Genomic DNA, 1,714 nt, shown 5'->3' with positions numbered 1-1,714 from the left:
AGAGCTTCGATTTCAAATGCCCGATCGAAGTCATGGGAGAGGTGATGCAGGAAGCCTTGGCTATGCGGCATGATGCTCCGGCTTCAATTCAATAACCGTGTTGCACTCAGCTCCTGCAACCGCCCTGTCATATCCCTCGGCAATGTCTGTTGCGCTATGCATCGCTCACGCAGCACTTCCAAAGAATAGCTGGTTGAAGTCTTATGGGTTTAGTGGCTATGAATATCCCTTCTACGGCTTACCTAAGAGAATACATGTAGATAATGCAAAAGAGTTTAGATCAAAAAAATTATCCGATAGTTGTCGGTCGTATGGAATTGAATTGACATTTCGCCCTAGGGGCACACCACATAATGGGGCCCATATTGAACGATTGATTGGTACCCTTATGGGCAAGATTCATATCCTGCCTGGAACCACAATGTCATCGACTAAAGCTAAAGGTGATTATAAAAGTGAAAGGATGGCTTCGTTACTATTCTCTGAGTTTCGGGAATGGCTAATTAGGGAGGTGGAAATTTATCACAGCACAGAGCACTCTGCCTTAGGCTGCTCACCGCTCCATAAGTGGGAAGAGTATTATCAGAACAAAGATGGCAGCTTCTCTTATCCCTTACTAGTAGATGATCCGAAACGCTTGCTTATTGATTTCATGCCATCTAAGACGCGAGTAATAGGAAGGGCAGGGGTCAGGATACACAACATCGACTACTACACTAATACTTTGAAGCGCTTTGATATCGGCACAAAGTGCGTGGTGCGCTATGACCCTGATTCTCTGAAAAAAATATGGGTGCTTCCAGAGGGTGAAAAAAATTACATTGAACTAAGCTATGCTGACCTGCGACTCCCTGATACTACTCTATCCGAGTTTAAAAGCTTAAGGAAGAAGATTCGCGGCGAAAGCGCGCGAAGGGTACCAGCTGCAGAAGTCTTCAAGTTGATTGAGAAAAATGAACAACTTGTTAGTGCTGCGACTATGGCGAGTAAGCAAGCCCGTAAAACACGAGAGCGTAAAAAGTCTCGATTCGCCGATCCAGGGCATCCGTTGAATGGGCAGCGTCAAATTGAAAAGCACATTGAGTCGATAGACTACAGCGTTAATCCTGTCGCTTATACTCTGGAAGACTGAGGGTCGCCCCCTCCTGCTGAGGTGCTTGATGAAGACGTCAGTTAATTTTGACCATGTCGACCCAAAGTTTCGTGAGCACCTGCTCCTCAATGACCGTGAGCGTATCAGTAAGATATACAGGGATTGTTGGGTAAATTACCCGCAGGTGGTGGCGATCAGGGCAGGGGTACGCGCTATTTACGAAATGCCACCGAAGACTCAGGCGCAATGCATGTTGATTTGTGGCCGCCCAGGCATGGGAAAGACCAGCCTATTTAAGAAGATTGAGTCCGATATGGAATCACTCAGAAAAAGGCATATAGACTCTTATGGTTGTATTGCGTTCAGCCTGTCTCCCGACCCCAATCTCCATGGTTTTGAGGACAGCATTAGTGAGGCACTGGGTGTACCAATAGGTAAGATTCGGAACGGTCTGGTCCCCGAAGCATTCTGTCGGTTAGCACATTTGCGCAGAATGCGGATTCCACGGTCATCTGGCCACCCATTCCATGAGCATCTGACCACCGATTCCACGCTGATCCGGCCACCCATTCCACGCGCATCCGGCCACTGATTCCACGGCCATCCGGCCACTCAACCGGG

Annotated in this window: 1 protein-coding gene; it reads left to right on the top strand. The window is 47.9% G+C overall.

Going from position 1 to position 1,714, the window contains the following annotated elements; all coding sequences use genetic code 11:
- The first annotated feature begins 388 nt into the window (after positions 1-388).
- Positions 389-1,132: a Mu transposase C-terminal domain-containing protein gene (locus HBN63_RS21505; RefSeq protein WP_223181900.1), complete on the top strand. Its 744-nt coding sequence runs from the start codon at positions 389-391 to the stop codon at positions 1,130-1,132.
- Positions 1,133-1,714: the final 582 nt, after the last annotated feature.

It is taken from the genome of Pseudomonas sp. WS 5011 (assembly GCF_012985775.1).
Classification (GTDB): Bacteria; Pseudomonadota; Gammaproteobacteria; order Pseudomonadales; family Pseudomonadaceae; genus Aquipseudomonas; species Aquipseudomonas peli.
The sequence above is the reverse complement of the archived record's forward strand: the minus strand, read 5'-3'. Positions and strand labels throughout refer to the sequence as shown.